Consider the following 22574-nt stretch of genomic DNA (forward strand, 5'->3'; position numbering starts at 1 on the left):
GCCTGTGCTGGCTTAAACCATTTGCGCCCCAGCGTGTTTCAGAGATTGGATCTCAGGCTCTCGACGCTTGCTTATTTGGCGACGCTGGGATCCATCACATGCAGTTCCGTCAGCTCGCACGCCGACGCGAGGATCTTGGAAGTGATTGCCCGCGCGTCGATTTCGCCCATCTCGATGGGGACGCCTGCGAGGTCGAGGACGCTCACGCTGCCACCGCTTCTCCGCGCAGCCAGCGGTCCAGGTCTTCAGGGAAGATGTGCCAACGGCCTTTCGGCGCACGACGCTGATAGCCCTTCAGTTCGCCGGACAGTAGTGCGGCATAGATGTGATTTACGTGATATCCGGCTACGGCCGCTGCGTCGGCCGGGCTCATTGGTGGGGTCATGGAAGACCTCCGCTCCTTCTTGTCGCGATGAAAAACGTTGGCGCACAGTTCAATTCCAGTCGATCGGCGTTCCTCCCGACCGCCAAGGCTCAGGACTGAGCCCACCCCCGCCAGAGACCTCGTCCCCAACAAAGGTGCATGACTGTCGGTGTTCGTGCATCAACGTTGATAACATAGCAGCAGGTGGGCCGAGGAAGCACTGAAACCACACACCTCGTGAGGTGCACGATGTGTTATGTTTATGCCCCAAGAATGAGAGGAGTGGATCGGGATGGATGAAGGAAGCGGCGAAGGTCGCGAGAGCAGCGTCGAGATGGACTGGCTGCTGTACCAGCTGGATCGCGGAGAGCGGCTCGACCTGGCCGATCGTCGTACTCTCGCCGACAAGATCAGACGGGACCGAAAGGCCGCTACGCCGAAGCTCACACAGGCCCGGCTGGCAGAACTGTCCGGCGTAGCACTACGCGCGATCAAGCACATGGAAGCCGCCGGGGGCACACCTCAAACCTCAACCCTGCTCGCACTGACGAGAGGCATCCGCAAACACCACGAGGAACATGCCCGGATGGCACCAGAAGAGGGTCAGCCGGACCCCGTACAGATGTTCGCCGACGTGGTGATTCCGATGTATCGGGCGCTGACACCGCGCCGGAGGGCTGAAGCGCTCCGCAAAGTCATCATGCCGTTGCTGACCGAGCAGCTATCCGAGGAGAACGAGTAAGTGGCGTCAGTGCACGAATACCAGGTGAAGCCAGATCCGAAGATCAAGGGAGACAAAGGAAAACGCTACCTGGTCGCCTACAACAAGCCGGACGGGAAGCCGACCAGTAAGCGCGGATTCCTCCGCAAGGGCGAGGCCAACGCCTTCGCCAATTCGGTCGAAGTCAAGAAGATGACCGGCGAATATGTCGCCCCCGCCCTCGGCCGCGTAACGGTGGCGGAACTCGCCCCGGACTTCCTGAAGGCCAAGAAGGCGAGCCTTGCCGTATCCACCTACAAGCAGGTCGAAAGCTCCTGGCGTAACCACGTCAAGACCCGCTGGGGACACGTCCGACTCTCCGACATCACCAAGGAGGGCGTGGAGGCATGGATCACCGACATGCAGCTGGCAGCCCAGGAACGCGCCGTGAAGCAGAAAGAACTGGGGAACAAACCGGGCGACGGAACAGACCTCATCCTGCGGGCCTACGGTGTCCTCGCTGGCATCGTGGACATGGCCGTGAAAAGCAAGCGCCTGAACGTGAATCTCGTTCGCGGAGCCGAGAACCTGCCCAAGAAGACCCGCAAGCGCCACATCTACCTCACCGCCGAGGACGTGGCCCGTCTCGCCGAGGAATCAGGGCAACACCGACTCCTCGTGCTCGTGCTCGCCTACTGCGGATGTCGTTGGGGTGAGGCCATCGCGCTACGCGTCCGAGACATCGACTTCATTCGGGCACGGCTCACCGTCGCCGACAACGCCGTACAGCTGGGTTCCAAGCACTACGAGGGAGCGACCAAGAGCCGAACCGTCCGCGAGGTCCCGGTACCGAAGTTCGTGCTTCGGGAGCTGAAGAAGAGAGTGAAGGGGAAGCGCCTCGATGCACTCGTGTTCCCGGACCCCAACGACTCGACCGAGTACTTGTCTCGTCCCCACTCCTATAACGGGTGGTTCGTCTCAGCCGTGAAGCGCGCCAAAGTCCAAGAGGTCACTCCGCACGACCTTCGGCACACATGCGCCTCGCTTGCGGTCGCTGCTGGGGCTAATGTGATGGCACTCGCACGGATGCTTGGACACAAGGATGCCTCGATGACGTTGAACATCTACGCCGACTTGTTCGACGATGACCTCGACAGGGTCGCCGCCGCTATTCACGACAAGTACGGTTCCGGGAAACCTTGTCAAATCGTTGTCACGGAGACCGACAAGAGCGACATGGCCGCCTGATTCAGGCATCTGACCTGCGAGTTATCTGCAATACCCACCCTCTACTCGGATCGTCCGGCACGTTCCTGCCGGTGAAGGGATGATTTCTGATGGCTACGGTCACCTTCGACCGCGCGACCCGGCTGTATCCGGGCGCCACCAAACCCGCTGTGGACGAGCTGAATCTGGAGATCGCCGACGGCGAATTCCTGGTTCTGGTCGGCCCATCCGGCTGCGGCAAATCCACCTCGCTGCGCATGCTCGCCGGGCTCGAGGATGTCGACGGCGGGCGAATCCTGATCGGCGACAACGACGTCACGCACGCCGAACCCAAACAGCGCGATATCGCGATGGTGTTCCAGAACTACGCGCTCTACCCGCATATGTCCGTGGCCGAGAATATGGGCTTCGCGCTGAAGATGGCCAAGGTGCCCAAGGCCGAGAAGGATCAGCGCGTCCGCGAGGCGGCCAAACTGCTGGATCTCGAGCAGTATCTGGACCGTAAGCCCAAGGCGCTGTCCGGCGGTCAGCGCCAGCGCGTGGCGATGGGCCGGGCGATCGTGCGCCAGCCGCAGGTGTTCCTGATGGACGAGCCGCTGTCCAATCTCGACGCCAAACTGCGCGTGCAGACCCGCACCCAGATCGCCCAGTTGCAGCGCCGGCTCGGCACCACCACGGTGTACGTGACCCACGACCAGGTCGAGGCGATGACCATGGGCGATCGGGTCGCGGTGCTGAAAGACGGTCTGCTGCAACAATGTGCCGCCCCGCGGGATCTGTATCGCGATCCGGCGAATCTGTTCGTGGCGGGATTCATGGGCTCCCCGGCGATGAACCTGTTCACGCTGCCGCTGTCGAATGGTTCGGTCACCCTCGGCGGACATGAGGTGCCGGTGCCCCGCACGGTCTCCGATGCCAGCAACGGTTCGATCGTCGTCGGCATCCGCCCCGAGCATTTCGAACTCGGCGAATCCGGCGCGGGCATCGCGATGGAGGTCGACGTGGTCGAGGAACTCGGCTCCGACGCCTACATCTACGGCCGCAGCCTCGGCGAGAACGGTTCCGGCACAGGCGAAACCATCGTCGCCCGCGCCGACTGGCGCAAGCCCCCGACCAAGGGTGAAAAGCTCACCCTGATCTCGACCGCCGAGCATTTCTACTTCTTCGAACCGACCAGCGGCAAGCGCCTCAACTGATTCGAAAGCCCCGCACCGCCCGCTGGGCGGACGGTGCGGGGACTGGGGGCGCTACGCGCCTCGGAACCTTAAGTCTCCGAGGCGCTTTCGGCTGAGGACTTGCGCTGCCAGTTCTCGTTCCTGCGGATGCGCAGGCTCTCCAGGGAGACCTCGTTTCCTGCGGCGCTGCGGATTTCGACCTGGATCGGGGCGCCGGTGGAGTCCTCTACTCGTTCGAGCGGGGGGACGCCGTCTTGGAGGTACTTGTCGCCCCACTGCCACAGGGCCAGGACCACCGGGAGGAGGTCGCGGCCCATATCGGTGAGGGCGTATTCGTGGCGGGTGCGCTTGCCCTCTTCCTGATAGGGCTGTTTGCGCAGGAGGCCGGCCACGGTGAGTTTGCGCAGGGCGGCGGCCGCGGCGGCATCGGTGATGCCCACCCGGGCGGCGAAGCCGTCGAAGCGAGTGGTGCCGTAGATGGCCTCGCGCAGGATCAGCAGGGCCGAGCGGGTGCCGACGACGTCGAGCGCCTTGGCGATCGAGCATTCGTCCGGCTTCCACGCGTTCAGATCCCGCAGCGGACCTTCCAGTACAGCGGACATGACGCTCATCATACCGCCTCTGACTTGTGGCAACTATTGCCAGCTGTCTAACCTGGCTATAGAGCGACAGAGTTGGATACTGCATCGTCGCGGGATCGGAAGGACATCGCCATGAGAGACGCAGTGATCGTCGAGGCCGTACGCACACCCATCGGCAAGGGCAAGCCGACGGGCGCGCTGCACGACGTGCATCCGGTGGATCTGCTCGCACACAGCCTGCGCGAGGTGGTGGGGCGCAGCGGCATCGATCCGGCGCTGATCGACGACGTGATCGGCGGCGTGGTCACCCAGGTCGGCGAGCAGGCCGCGAATGTGACCCGCCGGGCGGCGCTGGCCGCGGGCTATCCGGAATCGGTGCCCGCCACCACGGTCGATCGGCAGTGCGGCAGCAGCCAGCAGGCCGTCCACTTCGCGGCGCAGGGCGTGATCGCGGGCGCCTACGACGTCGTGGTGGCCGCCGGACTGGAGTCGATGAGCCGACTCCCGATGGGCTCCAACCTGATCGGCGCCACCGATCTCGAGGGTGTGGCGTTCCGGGAGCGGTACCCGGATGATCTTGTCCCGCAGGGCATCAGCGCCGAGCTGATCTCCGCGCGCTGGGGCATCGGCCGCACGGCCATGGACGAGTTCTCCCTCGCCAGCCACGAGAAGGCCGCGACCGCAACGAAGAACGGCTCGTTCGAGGCCCAGCTCGCGCCCCTGGCCGGACTCGCCACCGACGAGGGCATTCGCGTCGGCAGCACGCTGGAGACCCTGGCGGGTATGCGCCCGGCGTTCTACAGCGAGGGATACACCGCCCGCTTCCCGGAGATCGGCTGGAACATCACCGCCGCCAACTCGAGCCAGATCAACGACGGCAGCGCCGCGCTGCTGATCATGACCGGCGAGAAGGCCCGGCAGCTCGGCCTGAAGCCGCTGGCCCGGCTGCACAGCTTCGCCGTCGCCGGCGACGATCCGCTGCTGATGCTGACGGCGGTCATCCCGGCCACCCGAAAGGTGCTGCAGCGCGCCGGACTCCAGCTGGCCGATATGGATCTGATCGAGATCAACGAGGCCTTCGCCTCGGTGGTGCTGGCCTGGCAGAAGGACACCGGCGCCGACCTGTCGCGGGTCAACGTCAACGGCGGCGCCATCGCATTGGGCCACCCGCTCGGCGCATCGGGCGCCCGCCTGGCCACCACCCTCGTGCACGCCATGCAGGAGCGCGGCGCCCGCTACGGCCTGCAGACCATGTGCGAGGCAGGCGGTTTGGCGAACGCCACGATCTACGAACGGTTGTGAGTCGGCCGGGCCGGTGCCCCGCACCGACCCGCTCCCAACGCCACGGCGCCAACCGACCGGGGGCCGTGCCGTCGGTGCCGAGATGCCCGTATCCAGGCGGGTGGATAGGCTCCCCGGGGTGAGCGACCAGCCGAAGTGGGAAGCCGCCGTCGTCTACGCGATACCGATGCGCACGCGTTTCCGGGGGATCACGGTGCGTGAGGGTGTGCTGATCGAGGGGCCGCTGGGCTGGGGGGAGTTCTGCCCGTTCCCCGAATACGACGATCGGGAGGCCGCGGGCTGGCTGGCCACCGCGATCGAGCAGGTCACCGTGGGGTGGCCGACGCCGGTGCGCGACCGGATACCGGTCAACTGCACGGTGCCGGTGGTGGATCCCGACCGTGCCCACGCCATCGTCGCGGGATCCGGGTGCCGCACGGCCAAGGTCAAGGTCGCCGATCATCCGGATTCCCTGTCCGGGGATCTGGAGCGGGTGGCCGCGGTCCGGGACGCGCTGGGCCCGGACGGGGCGATCCGGGTGGATGCCAATGCCGTCTGGGATGTGGATACCGCGGTGCGCAACATTACCCGAATCGACCGTGCCGCAGGCGGTTTGGAGTATGTCGAACAGCCATGCCGCACGATCGAGGAGCTGGCCGCGGTCCGCCGCCGCGTCGACGTCCGCATCGCCGCCGACGAATCCATCCGCCGCGCCGAGGATCCCCTGCGTGTCGCCGTCGCCGGGGCCGCCGATATCGCCGTCCTCAAATGCACCCCCCTCGGCGGCGTCCGCCGCGCGCTGCGGGTCGCCGAGGCCGCGGGCCTGCCCTGCGTCGTCTCCTCCGCCCTGGAGACCAGCATCGGCCTCAGCGCCCAGATCGCCCTCGCCGCCGCGCTCCCGACCCTCGAATTCGCCTGCGGCCTGGGCACTGTGAACCTCTTCGACGGCGATGTGGTCACCGAATCCCTGCTTCCGGTCGACGGCTACCTCCCGGTCCCCGCCGCGCCCCCGCGGCCGGATCCCGAACTCCTGTCCCGCTTCCGCCACCCCGACCCCGAACGCGAGCGGTGGTGGCGCGAGCGTCTGGATCGGGTGCGCTCGATAGTCTGAGTATTCGGTCCACGCCCGCGGCGTCGCCGCCCGACCACCGCGGTTCGATATCGGCGACGAAGTCCGGCCATGCGAGATCGGCAGCACAGCCGCACTCTTTCTCGTACTTCGCACCCGAAAGTGCGCGGGAATCAGCCACATCGGACGCCGCAGCCGAGCAGGGTGGTGCGCAGGACGAGGGCGGCCTCGGGGCCGATGACGCCGTCGACGAGATCGAGGTAACGGGTGCAGAATTCGGGGCCGTGCGGGGCGAGATCGGTGGGGTGGGGTTCCAGGTGGTGGGCCAGTTCGTGGAGGATGACCAATTCGCGCAGGGCCCAGGCCGTTCCGCGGGTGTGCAGGGGTACGGCCAGCACGGCGCGTTCGGATTCGTAGTGGGCGGCGGCGGCGCCCGCGCGCGATCGGACGGTGAGCGGCGCCGTGGCGCGGTCCCAGCGGGCGCGAACCCAATTCAGGGCCAGCACGCGATCGGCGTAGTTCTGCACCGATTCCACCGAGGCGAAACGCCGCTCGATCGGCAGCGTGATCTGGGAGCCGTGCAGTTCGACGGTGCGCACACCGCTCTCGTCGGCGCGGTCGAAGATGCGCCGCACCAGGCCCTCGGCGTCGTAGACCCTGGCCCGCTGCGTATCGCGCGGGCTCATTCCCGGCCGAAGCCCAACTGCCCACGGGCGGCGCCGAGTTCGGGTGCGTTGCCCAGGCGCGCGGCGCGGCCCGCGCGGTCCCCCGCGCGCCGCGCCGCGGGCGAATAGCTCGCCGACTCCTGCGGCCCCCGCCACGTCCCGCGCGCCTCGGAGGTGCTGCGGTAGAAGTCGTGCAGTTCGATGTCCTTATCGCGCAGGGCTACCGCCATGCTCGTCGCGGCCGCGGGTTCGGCCTTCGCCTCGGCCTCCACATCCGCCTTGACCTCGGCCAGGCGCTTGCCGATCCGTGCGGCGAAGGCCATCTGGAAATTCAATCGTGCCGTCACAGCTGCGACAGGTGCCTGTATGCGCCGCTGAACCTTTCGGCCCCAGCGGCTTTCGACGACGACCTTCTCCACCGTCGCCGAGCGGTATCCGCCGGACTTGATGTAGTGATCCGACGCACGCACCATCTGCACCAGCAGGCTGGTGTAGAGCGCCGCACAGGTGTCGATATCGGTATCGAAGCCGTAGGCGTACACCTGCGTGGACGAGCGGGCCACATCGCAGCGCACATCGTTGGCGGCCGCGATCGCCACGAACAGCTGCACATAGGTGCGCAGCCCGCGCTTACCGGCCTCGCCGATCGGGATGATCCGCTGCACCGGCGTGGGCCGGCGCTCGCGCCCGGCCACATGGGCGCGCGCCATCGTGAGGTCGATCGACGAACGTGTCGCGAGCCGTTGCGCGGCAGCCAGAAACGCCTCGGCCTCGTGTTCGTTGTCGGTCGACTCGGCCTGGCGCAGCAGCCCACCGATGCGGGTGAGCAGTTTGTCCGGGGTCAGCTGGGTCGACATCCGCACCAGGATACGAGAACCGAACGACACAATCCGGCGGGAACAATGTATCTTGCCTTGTGCAACCGGCTGAGTGTGCTGGCGCTCACGCCCCAAGGCGGCTGTACTCGGTTTTCGACCCTGGAGTATCAATGGCTTTGAACACGGTGTCGTCACGACGCTCGTCCCTCGTGTCCCGTGCCGCGTTGGCTGCCGCCGCGGCCGCGCTGCTGACCGCGACCTTCACGAGCGCATGCTCGAGTAGTGGCGGCAACAACCCCACCACCGAAAACCTCGGCGGCCGCGGCCCGATCACGTATGTGGAGGGCAAGGACACCACCGAAACCGGTGTGGTGAAACAGCTCATCGATCGGTGGAACGCCGCGCACCCCGATGAGAAGGTCACCTTCAAGGAGCAGTCCAACGACGCCTCGCAGCAGTACGACGACCTGGCCCAGCATCTGAAGGCCAAGCAGTCCGACTACGACGTGATGGCGCTGGACGTGCCGTGGACGGCCGAATTCGCCGCCAAGGGCTGGATTCAGCCGCTGAAGGACTCCTTCACCATCGACACCTCGACCCTGCTCTCGCCGACCGTAGCCAGCGCCACCTACAAGGGCGTCCTCTACGCCGCGCCGCGCAACACCAACGGCGGCCTGCTGTACTACCGCAAGGATCTGGTGCCCAACCCGCCCAAGACCTGGTCGGAGCTGATCAGCGACTGCACTGTCGCCAAGGAGAAGGGCATCGGTTGCTACGCCGGGCAATTCGCGCCCTATGAGGGTCTGACGGTGAACTCCGCCGAGGTGATCAACGCCTTCGGCGGCACCTTCGTCGGCCCGGACGGTAAGACCCCGACCGTGGACAGCCCACAGTCGCGCGCCGGTCTGCAGGTACTCGTCGACGCCTACAAGAACGGCGACATCCCCAAGGAGGCCATCTCCTACAAGGAGCCGGAGAGCCAGAACGCCTTCGCCCAGGGCAAGCTGCTGTTCCTGCGCACCTGGCCGAACTTCTTCGGCGTCGCGAACGCGGATTCGTCCGCGGTGAAGGGTGATACGGCCGTCGCACCGCTGCCCGGTAAGGACGGCATCGGCGCGTCCACGCTCGGTGGCTACAACGCGGGCATCAGCACCTACTCCAAGCACAAGGCCACCGCGCTGGACTTCCTGCGCTACCTGATCGGTGAGGATGCCCAGCGCATCGTCGCCGAGGGCGCGTTCCCGCCCGTGCGCGCCTCGCTCTACGACGATCCGGCCCTGATCGCGAAGTTCCCGTACCTGCCCGCGCTCAAGGATTCGATCGCCAGCGCCGTGCCGCGCCCGGTGACCCCGTACTACAACGCCGTGTCGAGGGCCATCCAGGACAACGCCTATGCTGCCCTGACCGGTAGCAAGTCGGTCGACGACGCGGTCACCGGCATGAAGAAGGGCATCGAGGCCGCCGGCGCCTGACGGACGGTATCGCCCCCTGTCGAGTCAGCCCCGTAGGAGAGTTTGAACGTGTCGGATCCTTCGGGAGCGATCGACCTCGCGCCGCCCCCCGCCCCGCGCCCGCGCGGCGGCGGAGTGCGGGGTGTCCTGCCCGGTCCGGGGCGCGCCTGGTTGTTCGTCGCCCCCGTCCTGCTGTCCCTGGCCGTCGTCATCGGATATCCGGTGGTGCGGGCGGTGTGGATGTCGTTCCAGAAGGACGCCGGGATCGACGAGGCCACCGGCATGTTCGTCGAGGGCGGCGGCGCGGGCTTCAGCAACTACACCCACTGGCTGCTGCAGCAGTGTCAGCTGCCCGACGGCAGCATGGAATCCTGTCCGACCGGCAATCTCGGCTCCCAGTTCTGGGGGGCGATCGCGGTCACGCTGCTGTTCACGGTCGTCACGGTCACGCTGGAGGCCTCGATCGGGCTCGGCATGGCCCAGATCATGGGCAAGACCTTCCGCGGCCGCGCGGTGCTGCGCGCCGCGGTGCTGATCCCGTGGGCCATTCCGACCGCGGTGACGGCGCGGTTGTGGGAGTTCATGTTCCAGTACGACGGGGTGGTCAACCACATACTGGGCACGCATATCCTGTGGCAGACCGATCCGACCTGGTCGCGGGTCGCTGTGGTGGTCGCCGACGTCTGGAAGACCACGCCGTTCATGGCGCTGCTGATTCTGGCTGGGCTGCAGGTCATTCCGGGTGATGTGTACGAGGCGGCCCGCATGGACGGCGCCTCGGCGTGGCAGCGGTTCACCCACATCACGCTGCCGCTGCTGCGGCCCGCGCTGCTGGTGGCGGTGCTGTTCCGCACGATGGACGCGCTGCGGCTCTACGACCTGCCCGCGATCATGACGCAGGGCAATCCGAACACCCGGACCATTTCGATTCTCGTCGTCGACCAGGTGCGGCAGGGCTCCAACAGTGCCTCGGCACTCTCCGTCATCACCTTCCTGATGATCTTCGCGGTGGCCTTCGTGCTGGTGAAGGTGCTGGGCGCCAACGCCGTCGCGACCCAGGAAGAACAGCGGAAGGCACACTGACAGCGATGCCATGGACCAAACGACTCGGCTCGGCTCGGGTGTATCTCGGCGCACTGATCATCCTGGTGTGGGGACTGGGCCCGTTCTATTGGATGGCCGTCACCGCCTTCCGCGATCCGGACTACACCTTCGACACCACGCCGTGGCCGACGCATCTCACCCTGGCGAACTTCCAGAACGCCTTCGACACCACGCGCGGTAACAACTTCGGGCGGGCGGTGACCAACAGCATCATCATCGGCGCGGCCACCACCGTGATCGCCCTGGTGATCGGCATGATGGCGGCCTATACGCTGGCGCGAATCGAGTTCCGCGGCAAGCGGATCGTGGCCGGGCTGATCCTGAGCGCCTCGATGTTCCCCGTGGTGGTGCTGGTGACCCCGCTGTTCCAGCTGTTCACCGATATCGGCTGGATCGGGCACTACCAGGCGATGATCGTGCCCAATATCTCCTTCGCGCTGCCGATGACGGTATACACGCTGGCCTCGTTCTTCTCCGAACTGCCATGGGAACTCGAGGAGGCGGCCCGCATCGATGGCGCCAGCCGGTTCCAGGCGTTCCGGCTGGTGATGCTGCCGCTGGCCGCCCCGGCCGTATTCACCACGGCCATCCTGGCATTCATCGCCGCGGTCAACGAGTACCTGCTGTCGCGGCTGCTGTCGGCCGACGCCACCGAACCGGTGACCGTCGCCATCGCGCGGTTCTCCGGTAACGATCCGCTGGTGCCGCCGTACGGGGCCATCATGGCGGCGGGCACGATCGTGACCATTCCGCTGGTGATCATGGTGCTGCTGTTCCAGCGCCGCATCATCTCCGGCCTCACCGCTGGTGGCGTGAAGAGTTAGCGAACTCTCCCGGTCGCGGCATGTCGGACCCGGGGTCGATCCGCCGTAATCTGGTTTCGGATCCCTTCGATGCGGCAGTTCGATCTTGCTCGTGTGGTTTCGCCGAAGCTCCGGGAGGTTGCGGTGGGCTTGTTCCGCAAGGGACGCGAGCGTCCTGAGGTGCCCTATGCCTCCGTTGCCGGGTGGAACGAACTGCCTTCGGTCACCGCACGGCGCGAGCGTGCGAAGGGGGGACGGCCGCGCCGACGCGAGCGGCCGACCGATCCCGAAGGGCCTCAGCCCCGTCCGCCCCGCACCCGCGGCCAGCGGATCCGACGCCTGGTATTGGCACTGTTCCTGATCTTCGTCGCGATACCGTCGCTGCTGGTGGTGCTGGCGTATTGGAGCGCCGACATCCCCGATCCGGCATCCGTGCAGACCGAGCAGGTCGCCACGATCACCGCCTCGGATGGCACCACCGAACTCGCCACAATCGTTCCGCCGGAGGGCAATCGGACCCCGGTACCGCTGTCGGACGTGCCGCAATGGATGCGCGATGCCATCATCTCGGCCGAGGATCGCGACTTCTACCGCAATCCGGGCTTCTCCACCGAGGCGTTCCTGCGCGCGGCCCGCGACAATCTGATCGGGCGCGAGGATGCGGGCGGCGGCTCGACCATCACCCAGCAGTACGTCAAGAACGCCTTCCTCAGCTCCGAGCGCACGCTCTCGCGCAAGATGCGGGAGCTGATCATCTCGGCGAAGATGGCGCAGCAGTGGAGTAAGGACGACATCCTCGCCGCCTACCTCAACACCATCTACTACGGCCGCGGCGCGTACGGCATCGCGGCGGCGGCCCGGGCGTATTTCGACAAGCCGGTGCCGCAGCTGACGCTCGCCGAGAGCGCGGTACTGGCCGCGGTGGTGCGCACACCGTCGATCCTGGATCCGGAGACCCATCTGGAACAGCTGAAGGCACGGTGGAACTACGTGCTCGACGGCATGGTGTCGATGGGCACGCTGGCGCCCGATCGGCGCGCGACGATCGAATTCCCGGTCATCGCACCGGTTGTCGTGTCGACCGACGGTTCCGCGCGCAGCCCGACCGGCCTGATCCGCACCCAGGTGTTGCGCGAATTGCGGGCCTCCGGGATCAGCGAACGCGATATCGACACCGGGGCGCTGAACATCGTCACCACCATCGACCCGCGCGCCCAGCAGGCGGCGGTGGACGCGGTGCACGGCACGCTGTCGGGTCAGCCGCCCGAATTGCGCAGCGCCGTGGTGTCGATCGACCCGCGCTCGGGTGCGGTGCGCGCCTACTACGGCGGCGAGGACGGGGTCGGCTTCGATTTCGCGCAGGCACCGCTGCAGACCGGTTCGGCGTTCAAGACCTTCGCGGTGCTCGCGGCCCTGCAGCAGGGCATCACCTTGTCGTATCAGCTCGACAGCTCCCCGGTCACGGTGAACGGGGTGAAGGTGACCAACGTGGAGGGCGAATCCTGCGGAACCTGTTCGCTCGCCGAGGCTTTCAAGCGCTCGCTGAATACCAGCTTCTACCGCCTCGCCCAGGGCGTCGGCGCGCAGTCGATCGCGAACGCCGCCCATCAGGCCGGTATCCCGGATCAGATCCCGGGCGTGCCGGGCCACACCCTGACCGAGGGCGACGGATCGTCGCAACCGTCGATCGTGTTGGGGGTGTACTCCGTTCGGCCGATCGATATGGCCTCGGCCTATGCGACCATCGCCGACTCCGGCGTCTATCACCAGCCGTACTTCGTGCAGCGCGTGGTCACCGGGGACGGCCGCGTGCTACTGGATCGCGGCGTGCCCGACCAGCGCCCGTCCGAACAACGGATTCCGCGCGGTATCGCCGACACCACCGCCCGGGCGATGCTGCCGATCGCGGCCTATTCGAACGGGCATGCGCTGGCCGGGCGACCGTCGGCGGCCAAGACCGGAACCACCCAGCTCGGCGAGACCGGCGCCGACAAGGACGCCTGGATGATCGGCTTCACCCCCGCGCTGTCGACGGCCGTGTGGATCGGCACCGAACAGCCCCAGCCGATCCACACCGCGCGCGGCGCGGCCATCTACGGTTCGGGCCTGCCCGCCGATATCTGGAAGCGGACCATGGACGGTGCGCTGGCGGGCACACCGGTCGAACAGTTCCCGGACTCCGGGCAGCAACAACAGCAGGAGTCCGGCGGAGTCGGTGTCGGACCGTTCGGCGTGGCACCGCCGCCGACGAGCCGATCCGGTCAGGGCCCGTTCGATGTGCTCGCCCCGCCACCGAATCCGGCGCCGATGCCGATGCCGGTTCCCCCGCCGCCGCCCCCGCCCAAACAGATCGAGATCTTCCCGGGCCTGAGCATCCCCGTCCCGGGCTGACGACTCGGTTGGGCCGACGGCGTCGTTGTGACCAAGCGAATCGGCGTTCCCTGACCGTTACCCGAGACACGCCGATAGGGTGGAACGAAGGTGAGGTACTCGGTGCATCCGACCCGCGGCGATCGTGGCCCACAAGGCCCAGCCGCGCGGGTGGCCGGATTCGGGAACGGTAGGTGGCGGGGGTCGGCCCCGGAGATGTTCGTGCGGGCCGGTAGGCGACGACAGTGGCAGGATGCGGGAGGATGTTCGCAGAGAAGGACCAGCGAAGGGTGCGGTTACGCTGGGCGCAGACGCGAGCGGCGGGCAGGGTTCGGGCACGGCTGAGAGCAGAGTGGTGTGGCGCGCCGACGAGAGCCGCGCGAGACATCACACAGCACGAGACATAGGGGCGACACCGGTGGATTTCAATGTCGTTGAGCGCCACGAGACCCTGGTGGCAGGGACGGTGCTACGCAGCCCGGCGCTGGCGGTCGAGGGGCCGCGCCGGTTGAAGGTGGAGGAGGCCTGGAAACACAATCTGGCGCGCAGCCTGCCGGGACCGCCGGCGAGCGCGTTCGTCGATCACGCGCCGGAGATCGGGTCGTATCTGACCCATATCGTCGGCTATCGCCTGGACAGCCTGGACGATCTGCTGCCCGGCGATGTGCTGGCCCGCGTGCCGGCGGGCCGCTTCGCACGATTCATCCGCAGCGGTGACAACCTGGGCGACATCATCGTGTCCATCTGGCGTGCGGTCTGGGATCTCGAGGCGGCCGGTGCCCTGATCCGGGCCTACACAGGCGATTTCGAGCACTATCCGGACAGGGACACGGTCGAGGTGTTCGTCGCGCTGAAGGACGAGAGCGCGGCCGAGGGCGACAGGTAGGGGATGCACAGTGGATTTCGAAATCATCACCCTGGAGGGCAGCTTCGTCGGCGGGCTGACCGTGCCGCTGGCCGGACGTGAGGTCACCGCGCGTGACCTGGATCTGGTGAACTTCACCTGGGATCGCTATCTGGCCCGGGAGAAGACCGTGCCCCGCGTGGCGGCCTATATCGGCCAGAACGATCACGCCGTCGCGGTGCTGGGGTATGAGCTGGGCTCACTGGACGACCTCGACACCGGCGATGTGCTCACCCGCATCCCGGCGGGCCGGTACGCCAAGTTCGTCGTCTCCGATAAGCCCTACGATCTGCTGCGCACGGCCTGGGCCAAGGTCGCCAAGGCGGAGAACGCGGGCACGATCACCCGATCGCATGCCGCGGAGATCGAGCGCTACACCGGGCCGACATCGGTCGAGGTGTACGTCTCCCTGGATTGACGAAAAGGGCGGACCCGCGAAAGTGATTGCGGGCCCGCCCTTTTCGATCGAGGCTACTCCGCCCCGATGATGAACTCCTCGAGCTGCGTGCGCGCGACGTCGTCGGCGAGCTGCTTGGGCGGGGACTTCATCAGATAGGCCGAGGCCGGCAGGATCGGGCCGCCCAGGCCGCGGTCCTGGGCGATCTTGGCCGCGCGGATGGCATCGATGATGATGCCGGCCGAGTTCGGCGAATCCCACACCTCGAGCTTGTACTCCAGGTTCAGCGGCACATCACCGAACGCGCGACCCTCGAGGCGCACATAGGCCCACTTGCGGTCGTCGAGCCAGCCGACGTGGTCGGACGGGCCGATGTGCACATCGCCCGCGCCCAGCTCCTTCTTGAGGTTGCTGGTGACGGCCTGGGTCTTGGAGATCTTCTTCGACTCCAGCCGCTCACGCTCGAGCATGTTCTTGAAGTCCATATTGCCACCGACGTTCAGCTGCATGGTGCGATCCAGCTGCACGCCGCGGTCCTCGAACAGCTTGGCCATCACGCGGTGGGTGATGGTCGCGCCGACCTGGCTCTTGATGTCGTCGCCGACGATCGGGACGCCGGCATCGGCGAACTTCTTGGCCCATACGGGATCCGAGGCGATGAACACCGGCAGTGCGTTGACGAAGGCCACGCCCGCATCGATCGCGCACTGGGCGTAGAACTTGTCGGCCTCCTCCGAGCCCACCGGCAGGTAGGACACCATGACGTCGACCTTCGCGTCCTTCAGCGTCCGAACAACGTCGACCGCCTCGGCATCGGAGAGCTCGATGGTCTCCGCGTAGTACTTGCCGATACCGTCCAGCGTCGGGCCGCGCTGCACGCTGACCCCGCTCGGCGGCACGTCGGCGATCTTGATGGTGTTGTTCTCGCTGGCGAAGATCGCATCCGACAGGTCGAATCCGACCTTCTTGGCGTCGACGTCGAACGCGGCGACGAACTTCACATCGCGGACGTGGTAGCGACCGAAGTTGACGTGCATGAGACCGGGCACGGTCACATTCGCGTCCGCGTCCTTGTAGTACTGCACACCCTGGACCAGCGAAGAGGCGCAGTTACCCACACCCACGATGGCCACGCGAATCTCGGTGGCGTTTTCAGCCGTGTTGACATCACTCATGGCCGATATTTCCCTCTTTCTGTGGTGCCGCCTTCAGTGATTGCTCCGCTGCAATCAACTCGTTGAGCCAGCGCACTTCGCGCTCGCTGGATTCCAGACCGAGCTGGTGGAGCTGGCGGGTGTAGCGATCGAGGGTCCCGCTGGCCCGTTTGATCGCCTCCCGCAGTCCTTCTCGGCGCTCCTCGACCTGCCGCCGCCTGCCCTCGAGAATCCGCATCCGCGCCTCGGCGGGAGTGCGACTGAAGAAGGCGAGATGTACGCCGAAGCCGTCGTCGGTGTAGTTCTGCGGACCGGTGTCGGCGAGCAGTTCGCTGAACCGCACCCGCCCGGTCTCGGTCAGTTGGTAGACCCGCCGTGCGCGCCGCGTGACCGCTCCCAAGGGGCTCTCCTCGGCGATCAGGCCGTCGGCCTGCATGCGCCGCAGGGTCGGATACAACGACCCGTAAGAGAAGGCCCGGAATGGTCCGAGCAGGCCCGTCAGCCGCTTGCGCAGCTCGTAACCGTGCATCGGAGATTCCAGGAGCAGCCCGAGAATCGCCAGCTCGAGCACGGGCCACACCTCCTGACTGTGTTCTGCAAATCTAACCGTGGATACGATTTCACACTATATCGGACCGATATAGTGTGCGATAGGTCATGCACCACATCGCCCCGCGAGCTCGAAGACGCCACAGCGGTGGTCGGGGGTGGCCGCTACTCTGGGTGTCGTGCGAATTCAGCGGCAGGTAGTGGACTATGCGCTTCGGCGCCGGTCGCTGCTGGCCGACGTGTATGCGGGCCGGGTGGATGTCGCGGAAGTATGCGACGCGAATCCGTATCTGCTGCGGGCGGCCAAGTTTCATGGGCGCGGGAGCGAGGTCACCTGCCCTATCTGCCGGAAGGAGCAGCTCACCCTCGTATCGTGGGTCTACGGCGAGGGGCTGGGGCAGATGGCGGGCTCGGCCCGCACGCCCGAGGAGCTGATCCGGCTGGCAGAGTCCCGCGAGGAGTTCACGGTGCACGTGGTAGAGGTGTGCCGTACCTGCAGCTGGAATCATCTGGTGCAGTCCTACGTGTTGGGTCACGCCCCGACGCCGTCGCGGCGCCGCACCGGCACCCGCCGGACCGCCGCCGAATGACGGGCCCTGCCCGCTGACATGGGTAGCACCGATGTACCCATGCCCGCGCGGTCGCAGGACCGCGACCCGGACCGTTTCGAGTTATGGAGATCCAGGCTGTGACTTCGCCCTACGACGATGGACCGAACGGCGACCGCCGACCGCGCGGCTCGCAACCGGGGCCGGGTGGTTATCCGCCTCAGCGCCCGGCCGGCCCACCGCCTGGTGCGCGGCCACTGCCGCCGATGCGTCAGGGTCCGCCGACAGGCGGCGGCCCGCGGGTCGGTCCCGGCCCTGTGCCCGGTCGCGGACCGGGCGGCGAACCTCCGCGCGGACCGGGCGGCATGCCGCCGCGTGGTCCCGGCGGCCAGCCCCCGCGACGCCCCGGCCCGCCGCCCCCACAGCGGCCCGGTCCTGGAGCGCCCAACGCCCAAGCGGCACAAAATCTTTCGGCTCCGCGATCCGGCACGGCCGCGCGCCCGCGCCCGACCGACGACCGTAACGGCCTGGACACCGGCGGCCGTCGCCCGGTCGGCGGCGCGACGCCCCCGCCGGGCCCTCCGCCGCGCCGAAACGGCGGTGGCGACGGTCCGGGTGGTCCCGGTGGTCGACGCCCGCAGGCCAAGACCAAGAAGAAGTCGCCGTGGCGCCTCGTGCGCCGGGTGATCTACGTCTTGATCGCCCTGGCCATCGTGGTACCCAGTGCGGTCTTCCTGGTCGCCTACTCCACGGTGACGGTACCCAAGCCCGGCGATCTCAAAACCAATCAGGTCGCCACCATCTTCGCCTCCGACGGCACCTCGGTGATCGGCAAGATCGTTCCGCCGCAGGGCAACCGGACCGATGTGACGATCAACGACATCCCGCCGCATGTGCGCAATGCCGTGATCGCGGCCGAGGACCGCTCCTTCTACACCAACCCCGGCTTCTCCATCCCCGGCTTCGCCCGCGCGTTGCGCGACAACCTGATGGGCAAGGAGAGCGCCGGCGGTGGCTCGACGATCACCCAGCAGTACGTCAAGAACGCGTATGTCGGCAATCAGCACTCGCTGAGCCGCAAGATGCGCGAGCTGGTGATCTCGGCCAAGATGGCGCGGCAGTGGAGCAAGGACGACATCCTCACCGCCTACCTCAATACGATTCCCTTCGGCCGCAACACCTTCGGCATCGACGCGGCCGCACACGCGTACTTCGGCAAGAAGATCCAGGATCTGACGGTCGAAGAGGGCGCGATGCTGGCCGCCACGATCCAGCAGCCCTACGGCCTGGATCCGGAGAACAACCCCAAGGGCGCCGAGGCCCGCTGGAACTATGTGCTCAACGGCATGGTCGAGATGGGCAATCTGCCGGCCGCCGATCGCGCCAAGATGGTCTATCCGAAGGTGCAGCCGTCCGGCGCCAACGAGGCGGGTCCCTCGAGTTCGGGGCCGGAGGGACTGATCAAGCGTCAGGTGATGCAGGAGCTGGCCGATGCCGGTATCTCCGACACCCAGATCAACAAGGAGGGCCTGCAGATCACGACCACGATCGATCAGCAGGCGCAGGAGGCCGCCGTCAACGCGGCCCAGAAGAACATGAAGGGTGAGCCGGACAACCTGCGCACCGCGGTCGTCTCGGTCGATCCGAATACCGGTGCGGTCAAGGCGTATTACGGCGGCGAGAACGGCATCGGCTTCGACTTCGCCACCTCCCCCGGCGTCCAGCCCGGTTCATCGTTCAAGGTGTTCGGCCTGGCGGCCAACCTGGAGATGGGCAAGGGCCTGAACACCATGTACGACAGTTCGCCGTACAACTACCACGGCATCCCGATCACCAACGTCGAGGGCGAGGCCTGCGGTACGTGCACCATCGCCCAGGCCCTCAAGTTGTCGCTCAACACCAGCTTCTATCGCATGGAGATGGATATGGGCGAGGCGACCGGGCCGCAGAAGATCGCCGATATGGCGCACAAGATGGGCATTCCGGATCAGATTCCGGGCCAGGACGGTAAATCGCTCGCCGAAAAGAACGGCGTGCCGAACCCCGGCATCGTCCTGGGCGAGTACCCCGTCCCACCGCTGTACATGGCCTCGGCCTACGCGACCATCGCCGCCAACGGCATGTATCACAAACCGCACTTCGTGCAGAAGGTCGAGACGGCCGATCATCAGATCCTGCTCGACCGTGGCACCGTCGCCGGTGAGCAGCGGGTGTCCAAGGCGGTCACCAGCAACCTGATCGATGCCATGAAGCCGATCGCGCAGTCCTCGCTGCGCCACGGACTGGCCGGTGGCCGGCCGTCCGGCGCCAAGACCGGCACCGCCCAGCTCGGCGCCGGCGGTGACAACAACGGCAACCGCGACGCCTGGATGGTCGGTTTCACCCCCCAGTTGGCCACAGCCGTCTGGGTCGGCACCGAGCAGGGAACCGAGCGATTGATCAACGCCAACGGCGGCCCGATCTACGGTTCGGGCCTGCCGGCGGACATCTGGAAGAGCACCATGGACGCCGCCCTCAAGGGCACGCCCACCCAGGACTTCCCGAAGCCGGAGCCGATCGGCGGCCAGGCCGGTGTGCCGTCCTTCACCGCGCCCTACACCCCGCCGTCGTCGACCCAGCCGGAGTTCGTGCCGCCGTCGATAGTGGTCCCGAGTCAGATCGAGATCGCGCCGGGCATCCGCATCCCGGTGCCCGGTCTGGCGCCGAATCCGCAATCGCAGCAACGCTCGCAGCCGCAGGCCCAGCAGCAACAGCAAGCGCCGGACTCCGGACCGCTGCCCGGTCAGCCGGTGGTCGGGGCCGACGGCTCGACACCGTCGACCGCGCAATCCGGTGGGACCGGCGGGAATACCCGGCCGACCACGGGCGCGGGAGACGGTAACGCCGGGCGCCGGTAGCCTCGGGTGCCGTGATCGAGCAGCACGTGGCGACGAACGCGGCCGCCGGGGACGAAACGCGGGATACCCCAACCGGATCCACGTCTCCGGCACCGCCGGCACCCGATCTGCGATCGGCCGACTGGCGGGACAAGCCGAGCCGCACCGACTCCCTGGCCGCCCAGCTGTCCACGGTCGTCGGCGGCCCGGTCGGCGACCACGCGATGATCGGGCGCAGCCGATTCTGGACGCCGCTGCGGATCATGCTGGCCTTCGCGGTGGTGTTCCTGGCATTGGGTTGGGCCGGTAAGGCCGGGTGCATCCAGCAGACCACCGACGGCGCGGGGCATGTCACGCTCGACTGGAACAACGGCCGTCAGTACGTGGCCATGTGCTATTCGGACACCGTCCCGCTGTACGGCGCCGAACATCTCAACGAGGGCGCGTTCCCGTACAAGAAGCAGTGGACCGAAACCGGCTCCGACGGCAAGCCACAGACCCGCTACATGGAGTATCCGGTGCTGTCGGGGCTGTACCAATGGCTGGCCATGGAGGTCTCCAATGCCTGGCAGGGCCTGCGACTGCCCGGCGCGCTGCCGGTGGTGGTCTACTTCAATGTCGCGGTGATCGGCCTGGCCATGGCCTGGCTGGTGACGGTCTGGGCCTCGGCGCAACTGTCCGGGCGGCGGGTCTGGGACGCCGCGCTGGTGGCGCTGTCCCCGCTGGTGCTCGTGCACGTGTTCACCAACTTCGACGCGCTGGCAACGGCTTTCGCGGCCACCGGCCTGCTGGCGTGGTCGCGGCGGCGGCCCGTACTCGCGGGCGTACTGCTCGGACTGGGCGGGGCGGCCAAGCTGTATCCGCTGCTGCTGCTCGGTCCGATCGTGGTGCTGTGCCTGCGCAGTGACAGCCGCCAGCGCCTGCCCGCACTCTGGGAACAGCTGCGCCACAACGGCTCCGGACGGATGGCGGGGCTGCGCGAGTATCTGGACGGCGCCCGGATCCGGCCGCTGCGCGCGGCCGGGCTTGCGGTCGTATCGGCCGGGCTGACCTGGCTGCTGGTGAATCTGCCGATCGCCGCGCCGTTCTTCGACGGCTGGCGAGAGTTCTTCCGGCTCAACACCGAACGGCATGCCGATCCGGACTCGATCTACAACGTGATCACCTCGTTCACCGGCTGGCAGGGCTTCGACGGGCCGCTGGCCTCCTCCGATACCCCGGGCGTGCTCAACGCGGTCTCGCTGCTGCTGTTCGTGCTCGCCTGTGCCGCAATCGGTTACATCGGGCTGACCGCGCCCCGGCGGCCGCGGGTGGCGCAGCTGATCTTCCTGGTGGTGGCGGCGTTCCTGCTGACCAACAAGGTGTGGAGCCCGCAGTATTCGCTGTGGCTGGTGCCGCTGGCGGTGCTGGCCCTGCCGCATCGGCGAATCCTGTTGGCGTGGATGACGATCGACGCGCTGGTGTGGTTCCCGCGGATGTACTACTACCTGGGCATCGATAAGAAGGGCGTGCCGGAGCAATGGTTCACCGGCGCGGTGATCGTGCGCGATCTCGCGGTGATCGTGGTCTGCCTGCTGATCGTGCGGCAGATCTATCGGCCCGCCGAGGATCTGGTCCGCCGCGACGGCGTCGACGATCCGGTCGGCGGCATCCTGGACCATGCGACCGATCCGCTGCTGCCGTGGCTGCCGAGTGCGCTGCGCCCCCGGCTCGGGCCGCCGGAACCGGCCACGGCGGCGCGCTGACCCTGGCGCGGCTCCGGTCCCTGCGGAAGGATCGAGCCATGACCGCACTGAGCGACAAGGCCACCGCATTCCTCGCACTGCACCGCCCCGGCGATCCGGCGATCCTGCCGACGGTCTGGGACGCCTGGTCGGCGAAGCTGGTGGCCGAGGCCGGATTCGCGGCCCTGACGGTCGGCAGCCATCCGCTCGCCGACTCGCTGGGCAAGGCCGACGGCGAGGGGATGACCTTCGCCGAGTCGATGGGCCGGATCCGCGAGATCACCGCGGCCGTGGATCTGCCCGTCTCGGTGGATATCGAATCCGGCTACGGACTGAAGCCGGAACAGCTGATCGACGGTCTGCTCGAGGCCGGTGCGGTCGGGCTGAACATCGAGGACACCGTGCACAGCGAGGGCGGGCGGCTGCGCGAACCGGCCGAACATGCCGAATTCGTCGGCGAGCTGCGCCGGGCCGCGGACGCCGCCGGTGTGCATATGGTCGTCAACGCCCGCACCGATCTGCTGCTGCGCGAGATCGGCGATCCCACCGACCGTATCGAGCGCGCGATCGAGCGGCTGCGGCTGGCCGCCGAGGCGGGCGCCGATGTGCTGTATCCGGTGGGCCGCCACCGGCCGGAGACGCAGCGCCGCCTGTGCGCGGAGCTGCCGCTGCCGGTCAACGCCATCGCACTGCCGGATGCGGGCGGCCGCGCCGGATTCGGCGAACTCGGTGTCGCCCGAGTCAGTTTCGGCCCGTTCCTGCAGGCGGCGCTGGCGACCGAGGCGAACCGGCTATTGGCGCGCTGGCACTGACG

General features: G+C 67.3%; 22 protein-coding genes. 15 read left to right on the forward strand and 7 right to left on the reverse strand.

Annotation, left to right across the window (positions count from 1 at the left end):
- Nucleotides 1–71: 71 nt before the first annotated feature.
- The gene (locus ACIA76_RS14060; RefSeq protein ID WP_397152175.1) at nucleotides 72–206 is read right to left on the reverse strand and encodes a hypothetical protein; all 135 of its coding nucleotides are present in this window, start codon (nucleotides 204–206) and stop codon (nucleotides 72–74) included.
- Entirely contained in the window at nucleotides 203–385 is a 183-nt protein-coding gene (locus ACIA76_RS14065; protein WP_397152176.1) for a helix-turn-helix domain-containing protein, read from the reverse strand. The genes ACIA76_RS14060 and ACIA76_RS14065 overlap by 4 nt, the downstream gene beginning before the upstream one ends.
- Before the next feature lie 271 nt (nucleotides 386–656).
- Between ACIA76_RS14065 and ACIA76_RS14070 the strand changes: the two genes are divergently transcribed.
- The 3 genes from ACIA76_RS14070 to ACIA76_RS14080 all read left to right on the forward strand — a co-directional run bounded on the left by ACIA76_RS14070 (nucleotide 657) and on the right by ACIA76_RS14080 (nucleotide 3487).
- Nucleotides 657–1106 (forward strand): helix-turn-helix domain-containing protein, encoded by a 450-nt coding sequence (locus ACIA76_RS14070; protein ID WP_397152177.1) that lies wholly within the window; start codon nucleotides 657–659, stop codon nucleotides 1104–1106.
- Nucleotides 1107–1115: 9 nt separating this feature from the next.
- Nucleotides 1116–2312: a tyrosine-type recombinase/integrase gene (locus ACIA76_RS14075; protein ID WP_397152569.1), complete on the forward strand. Its 1197-nt coding sequence runs from the start codon at nucleotides 1116–1118 to the stop codon at nucleotides 2310–2312.
- A gap of 89 nt (nucleotides 2313–2401) precedes the next feature.
- Nucleotides 2402–3487 carry an ABC transporter ATP-binding protein gene (locus ACIA76_RS14080; RefSeq protein ID WP_397152178.1) on the forward strand — a complete coding sequence of 362 codons (1086 nt, stop codon included), beginning with the start codon at nucleotides 2402–2404 and terminating at the stop codon, nucleotides 3485–3487.
- 68 nt (nucleotides 3488–3555) lie between these two features.
- On the opposite strand, the gene ACIA76_RS14085 is transcribed toward ACIA76_RS14080, so the two are convergent.
- Nucleotides 3556–4068 carry a winged helix-turn-helix transcriptional regulator gene (locus ACIA76_RS14085; protein ID WP_397152179.1) on the reverse strand — a complete coding sequence of 171 codons (513 nt, stop codon included), beginning with the start codon at nucleotides 4066–4068 and terminating at the stop codon, nucleotides 3556–3558.
- Between the two features lie 111 nt (nucleotides 4069–4179).
- Here ACIA76_RS14085 and ACIA76_RS14090 point away from each other — a divergent pair, with 111 nt between their 5' ends.
- Nucleotides 4180–5349, forward strand: a complete 1170-nt coding sequence (locus ACIA76_RS14090; protein ID WP_397152180.1) for a thiolase family protein — start codon at nucleotides 4180–4182, stop codon at nucleotides 5347–5349.
- Nucleotides 5350–5431: 82 nt separating this feature from the next.
- The gene (locus tag ACIA76_RS14095; protein ID WP_397152181.1) at nucleotides 5432–6439 is read left to right on the forward strand and encodes an o-succinylbenzoate synthase; all 1008 of its coding nucleotides are present in this window, start codon (nucleotides 5432–5434) and stop codon (nucleotides 6437–6439) included.
- Nucleotides 6440–6570: 131 nt separating this feature from the next.
- Here the strand turns inward: ACIA76_RS14095 and ACIA76_RS14100 are convergent, their stop codons facing one another.
- Nucleotides 6571–7083, reverse strand: a complete 513-nt coding sequence (locus tag ACIA76_RS14100; RefSeq protein WP_397152182.1) for a TIGR04338 family metallohydrolase — start codon at nucleotides 7081–7083, stop codon at nucleotides 6571–6573.
- On the reverse strand, nucleotides 7080–7919 hold the full coding sequence (locus ACIA76_RS14105; RefSeq protein ID WP_397152183.1) for a DUF2786 domain-containing protein: 840 nt from the start codon (nucleotides 7917–7919) through the stop codon (nucleotides 7080–7082). Before ACIA76_RS14105 ends, ACIA76_RS14100 begins: the two co-directional genes overlap by 4 nt.
- A gap of 131 nt (nucleotides 7920–8050) precedes the next feature.
- On the opposite strand from ACIA76_RS14105, the gene ACIA76_RS14110 reads away from it, so the two are divergent.
- The 6 genes from ACIA76_RS14110 (at nucleotide 8051) to ACIA76_RS14135 (ending at nucleotide 14930) form a co-directional block, all read left to right on the forward strand.
- Nucleotides 8051–9352, forward strand: coding sequence for an ABC transporter substrate-binding protein (locus ACIA76_RS14110; RefSeq protein ID WP_397152184.1), 1302 nt, complete (start codon nucleotides 8051–8053; stop codon nucleotides 9350–9352).
- 48 nt (nucleotides 9353–9400) lie between these two features.
- Nucleotides 9401–10414: a carbohydrate ABC transporter permease gene (locus ACIA76_RS14115; protein WP_397152185.1), complete on the forward strand. Its 1014-nt coding sequence runs from the start codon at nucleotides 9401–9403 to the stop codon at nucleotides 10412–10414.
- A 5-nt stretch (nucleotides 10415–10419) separates the two neighbouring features.
- Entirely contained in the window at nucleotides 10420–11259 is an 840-nt protein-coding gene (locus ACIA76_RS14120) for a carbohydrate ABC transporter permease (RefSeq protein ID WP_397152186.1), read from the forward strand.
- A gap of 69 nt (nucleotides 11260–11328) precedes the next feature.
- Entirely contained in the window at nucleotides 11329–13629 is a 2301-nt protein-coding gene (locus ACIA76_RS14125; protein ID WP_397152187.1) for a transglycosylase domain-containing protein, read from the forward strand.
- A gap of 397 nt (nucleotides 13630–14026) precedes the next feature.
- Complete coding sequence (locus tag ACIA76_RS14130; protein ID WP_397152188.1) at nucleotides 14027–14494, forward strand: GyrI-like domain-containing protein; 468 nt, start codon at nucleotides 14027–14029, stop codon at nucleotides 14492–14494.
- Nucleotides 14495–14504: 10 nt separating this feature from the next.
- Entirely contained in the window at nucleotides 14505–14930 is a 426-nt protein-coding gene (locus ACIA76_RS14135; RefSeq protein ID WP_397152189.1) for a GyrI-like domain-containing protein, read from the forward strand.
- Nucleotides 14931–14983: 53 nt separating this feature from the next.
- On the opposite strand, the gene ACIA76_RS14140 is transcribed toward ACIA76_RS14135, so the two are convergent.
- Nucleotides 14984–16084, reverse strand: a complete 1101-nt coding sequence (locus ACIA76_RS14140; protein ID WP_397152190.1) for an inositol-3-phosphate synthase — start codon at nucleotides 16082–16084, stop codon at nucleotides 14984–14986.
- Nucleotides 16077–16634: a PadR family transcriptional regulator gene (locus tag ACIA76_RS14145; protein WP_397152191.1), complete on the reverse strand. Its 558-nt coding sequence runs from the start codon at nucleotides 16632–16634 to the stop codon at nucleotides 16077–16079. Before ACIA76_RS14145 ends, ACIA76_RS14140 begins: the two co-directional genes overlap by 8 nt.
- A 157-nt stretch (nucleotides 16635–16791) precedes the next feature.
- On the opposite strand from ACIA76_RS14145, the gene ACIA76_RS14150 reads away from it, so the two are divergent.
- From ACIA76_RS14150 to ACIA76_RS14165, 4 genes are all read left to right on the forward strand, one after another.
- Nucleotides 16792–17202, forward strand: a complete 411-nt coding sequence (locus tag ACIA76_RS14150) for a DUF5318 domain-containing protein (RefSeq protein WP_397152192.1) — start codon at nucleotides 16792–16794, stop codon at nucleotides 17200–17202.
- A gap of 323 nt (nucleotides 17203–17525) precedes the next feature.
- Complete coding sequence (locus tag ACIA76_RS14155) at nucleotides 17526–20057, forward strand: transglycosylase domain-containing protein (protein ID WP_397152193.1); 2532 nt, start codon at nucleotides 17526–17528, stop codon at nucleotides 20055–20057.
- A 26-nt stretch (nucleotides 20058–20083) separates the two neighbouring features.
- Nucleotides 20084–21781, forward strand: coding sequence for a glycosyltransferase family 87 protein (locus ACIA76_RS14160; protein WP_397152570.1), 1698 nt, complete (start codon nucleotides 20084–20086; stop codon nucleotides 21779–21781).
- A gap of 38 nt (nucleotides 21782–21819) precedes the next feature.
- Nucleotides 21820–22572 carry an isocitrate lyase/phosphoenolpyruvate mutase family protein gene (locus ACIA76_RS14165; protein WP_397152194.1) on the forward strand — a complete coding sequence of 251 codons (753 nt, stop codon included), beginning with the start codon at nucleotides 21820–21822 and terminating at the stop codon, nucleotides 22570–22572.
- Nucleotides 22573–22574 lie beyond the last annotated feature (2 nt).

Source organism: Nocardia sp. NPDC051570 (assembly GCF_044454005.1).
Classification (GTDB): domain Bacteria; phylum Actinomycetota; class Actinomycetes; order Mycobacteriales; family Mycobacteriaceae; genus Nocardia.

Coding starts and splice junctions, on each gene's coding strand:
- ACIA76_RS14065 (WP_397152176.1), bottom strand. CDS start 385: ATGACCCCACCAATGAGCCCGGCCGACGCAGCGGCCGTAGCCGGATAT.
- ACIA76_RS14070 (WP_397152177.1), top strand. CDS start 657: ATGGATGAAGGAAGCGGCGAAGGTCGCGAGAGCAGCGTCGAGATGGAC.
- ACIA76_RS14080 (WP_397152178.1), top strand. CDS start 2,402: ATGGCTACGGTCACCTTCGACCGCGCGACCCGGCTGTATCCGGGCGCC.
- ACIA76_RS14085 (WP_397152179.1), bottom strand. CDS start 4,068: ATGTCCGCTGTACTGGAAGGTCCGCTGCGGGATCTGAACGCGTGGAAG.
- ACIA76_RS14090 (WP_397152180.1), top strand. CDS start 4,180: ATGAGAGACGCAGTGATCGTCGAGGCCGTACGCACACCCATCGGCAAG.
- ACIA76_RS14095 (WP_397152181.1), top strand. CDS start 5,432: ATGCCCGTATCCAGGCGGGTGGATAGGCTCCCCGGGGTGAGCGACCAG.
- ACIA76_RS14100 (WP_397152182.1), bottom strand. CDS start 7,083: ATGAGCCCGCGCGATACGCAGCGGGCCAGGGTCTACGACGCCGAGGGC.
- ACIA76_RS14105 (WP_397152183.1), bottom strand. CDS start 7,919: ATGTCGACCCAGCTGACCCCGGACAAACTGCTCACCCGCATCGGTGGG.
- ACIA76_RS14110 (WP_397152184.1), top strand. CDS start 8,051: ATGGCTTTGAACACGGTGTCGTCACGACGCTCGTCCCTCGTGTCCCGT.
- ACIA76_RS14120 (WP_397152186.1), top strand. CDS start 10,420: ATGCCATGGACCAAACGACTCGGCTCGGCTCGGGTGTATCTCGGCGCA.
- ACIA76_RS14125 (WP_397152187.1), top strand. CDS start 11,329: ATGCGGCAGTTCGATCTTGCTCGTGTGGTTTCGCCGAAGCTCCGGGAG.
- ACIA76_RS14140 (WP_397152190.1), bottom strand. CDS start 16,084: ATGAGTGATGTCAACACGGCTGAAAACGCCACCGAGATTCGCGTGGCC.
- ACIA76_RS14155 (WP_397152193.1), top strand. CDS start 17,526: ATGCCGCCGCGTGGTCCCGGCGGCCAGCCCCCGCGACGCCCCGGCCCG.
- ACIA76_RS14165 (WP_397152194.1), top strand. CDS start 21,820: ATGACCGCACTGAGCGACAAGGCCACCGCATTCCTCGCACTGCACCGC.